Here is a 2,435-nt window from a genome sequence, read left to right as displayed (position 1 = left end):
TCTTGGCGTTGAACGCCTTGCAGAATTCCATGATGTTGATGCCGCGCTGACCCAGAGCGGGGCCGACGGGCGGGGATGGGTTGGCTTGACCTGCAGGAACCTGCAGCTTCATTGTGCCAGCGACTTTTTTAGCCATTGGTCATTTCCTTTTCTAAACACCCCGAAGCGCGTCTTCGAGGGCAGGTTGTTTCGTGGTCCGGTGCTGTCACGCGTGACGGCCGCCTCCCACGGATGGTTCCCTGAACGGGATTTGGGGCGTTTAGCGGGCAAACCAGACGAGCGCAAGACCTTTGGAGGCCCCCGTTACGACAGAACGGAGAGCCGCCGCCGGATCGCATATCCGTCTTCCAGTTCAGCCTGTCCTACCAGCCACCGGCCAAGATGGGTTGCGGACAGGACCTCCTCGGGATGGTCCGAGGCGATGACGCTGTTGGGCATGGAGGCATGTGCGGCCTCTTGAGGGTCCTGCACGATGGTTGTGCCGCCGGTGTCGTAAACGATCTGGGTGCCCCGCATCCCGTCTTTGAGACTGCCGGACAACACCACCGCGGTCAGGTTTTCGCCATGACTGGCCGCAGCGGTCATCAGCAGGGCATCAAGGGAGGGGCGGTAGCCGGAGTCTTTCACAACATCGGAGAGCGAGATGCGGTCGCCCATGACAAAGGCATGGCGTGCGCCCGGAACGACGTGGATACGGCCCGGAAGCAGACGCTGGTCATCCTCTGCACGCACGATATTCATCGAAATCTCGCGCCGGATGTCGAGGGCCTCGAACAGTCGGGATGTGGGTGCGCTGTGGCTCGCGACGATGACAGCATTGGGATAATCGCGGGGCAGTTCCCTGAGCAATTCGTGTATCGGGCGCAGCCCCCCGGCGGATGCGATGATCGCGATAACCTTGGTCTGTGACATGATCCACCTGCCATACGCATTGTTCTTTCAGCCCGAGGGTAGCACAGACCTTTGGGGATAGATACGCGCGAAAGGCATGGACATTGATGTGTCGCCAAAGGCAAAGGGCCGCCCCGACCGGAACGGCAGGGCGGCCCTGATAAATCACGCGACCAAAGACGCTTACATCTGTTTTGTCACCTGACTGTATTCCAGTTCTACCGGTGTGGCGCGGCCAAAGATGGACACAGTGACCTTGAGGCGCTGGTTGTCTTCGTCGACCTCTTCCACGGTGCCGTCGAAATCCTCGAACGGGCCGTCGTTGACCTTGACCTTCTCACCGATCTCGAAGGAGATAAGCAGCTTGGGCGCGTCCTGACCTTCTTCGACACGACCAAGGATCTGCTGCACCTCGGCGTCGCGCATGGGCATCGGGCGGCCTTGCGGACCCAGAAAACCGGTGACGCGGTTGATGGAGTTGATCAGGTGGTAGCCTTCATCGGACATTTCCATGTGGACCAGCACGTAACCGGGCATGAAGCGACGTTCGGCGGTGACTTTCTTGCCGCGGCGGACTTCGATCACTTCTTCTGTGGGAACCAGAACCTCGTCGATCTGATCCTCAAGGCCCTGCTCTTCTACAGAGGTCCGGATGGTCTCGGCGATCTTCTTTTCAAAGTTCGACAGCACAGAGACGGAATACCAACGTTTCGCCATGATCCTTGACACCTTTTCGTCGTGGTGGACCCCGTGACGGGAGTCCCGGAAATAAAAGCGGCGTGCAACTGAACCGTTGCACGCCATCAAACTTGGGGTTTTCTACCCTGACCTGCCGGTCATCGCAAGGGGGCTTAGAACGCGTTCAGAACGCCCTCAAGACCGGTGCGGATGACCAGATCGACCAGTGTGAAAAACAGCGCCATAACGGCAGCCATGATCAGCACCATAATGGTGGTCAAAGTCACCTCACGGCGGGTGGGCCAGACGACTTTGCTGACTTCGGCGCGAACCTGCTGGATGAACTGAACGGGATTGGTGCTGGCCATGGTCTGTCCTTTGATCGGATGCGCTTTGCAGGTAACGGGGTTAAGGCGGCTTTTCAACCCTTTGGACTGCTTTCAATCCTATAGACTGGGCGATGTGATGAGATGTGGCTTGGCAGGGGCTGAGGGACTCGAACCCACGACCCTCGGTTTTGGAGACCGATGCTCTACCAACTGAGCTAAACCCCTAAAGCCAAGGGTGGGAATACCCATGGGGCGGGGCGTTGGCAACACCCAAACGCATCAGCCGTCGGGTTTTGCCGGTTTTGACGGATTGAGGGACGAGACGGTCCCGAAAGACTGGCGAATGATCTCATCCGCGGTCTTGAACCGGAAACCGGACCCGCCGCCGGGAAAGACGCTTTCGAAGTCCGGCGTGGGGGATTCGGGGTCTTCAAGCGGCGCGGCAAAGGTGGTCGACGTTGTGCGGGTGCCGGTGGCCCACGGGGAGGCCCGAGGTTGCGGAGCCGGACGCGATGCCGCCGTCGCCGCCCCCGACGC

The 2,435-nt window shown here is 59.7% G+C and carries 3 protein-coding genes, 1 tRNA gene and 2 pseudogenes; all 6 read right to left on the bottom strand.

Annotated features, from left to right (window positions below; translation table 11 throughout):
• Nucleotides 1-136, bottom strand: a pseudogene (locus QZ653_RS14710) (50S ribosomal protein L11); the annotation flags it as partial.
• 167 nt (nucleotides 137-303) lie between these two features.
• The gene (locus QZ653_RS14705) at nucleotides 304-912 is read right to left on the bottom strand and encodes a chemotaxis protein CheB (protein ID WP_296421234.1); all 609 of its coding nucleotides are present in this window, start codon (nucleotides 910-912) and stop codon (nucleotides 304-306) included.
• 162 nt (nucleotides 913-1,074) lie between these two features.
• Entirely contained in the window at nucleotides 1,075-1,608 is a 534-nt protein-coding gene (gene nusG, locus QZ653_RS14700; RefSeq protein ID WP_296421232.1) for a transcription termination/antitermination protein NusG, read from the bottom strand.
• A gap of 134 nt (nucleotides 1,609-1,742) precedes the next feature.
• The gene (secE, locus tag QZ653_RS14695) at nucleotides 1,743-1,937 is read right to left on the bottom strand and encodes a preprotein translocase subunit SecE (RefSeq protein ID WP_296421230.1); all 195 of its coding nucleotides are present in this window, start codon (nucleotides 1,935-1,937) and stop codon (nucleotides 1,743-1,745) included.
• A 110-nt stretch (nucleotides 1,938-2,047) separates the two neighbouring features.
• Nucleotides 2,048-2,123: transfer RNA gene (locus QZ653_RS14690), tRNA-Trp, on the bottom strand.
• Nucleotides 2,124-2,177: 54 nt separating this feature from the next.
• Nucleotides 2,178-2,435: pseudogene (locus tag QZ653_RS14685) on the bottom strand (hypothetical protein); the annotation flags it as partial.

The sequence above is a fragment of the Pseudooctadecabacter sp. genome (assembly GCF_020627745.1).
GTDB lineage: Bacteria > Pseudomonadota > Alphaproteobacteria > Rhodobacterales > Rhodobacteraceae > Octadecabacter.
The sequence above is the reverse complement of the archived record's forward strand: the minus strand, read 5'-3'. Positions and strand labels throughout refer to the sequence as shown.

Excerpts from the sequence above, each read along its gene's own strand:
- QZ653_RS14705 (WP_296421234.1), bottom strand. The coding sequence starts at position 912 with ATGTCACAGACCAAGGTTATCGCGATCATCGCATCCGCCGGGGGGCTG.
- nusG (WP_296421232.1), bottom strand. The coding sequence starts at position 1,608 with ATGGCGAAACGTTGGTATTCCGTCTCTGTGCTGTCGAACTTTGAAAAG.
- secE (WP_296421230.1), bottom strand. The coding sequence starts at position 1,937 with ATGGCCAGCACCAATCCCGTTCAGTTCATCCAGCAGGTTCGCGCCGAA.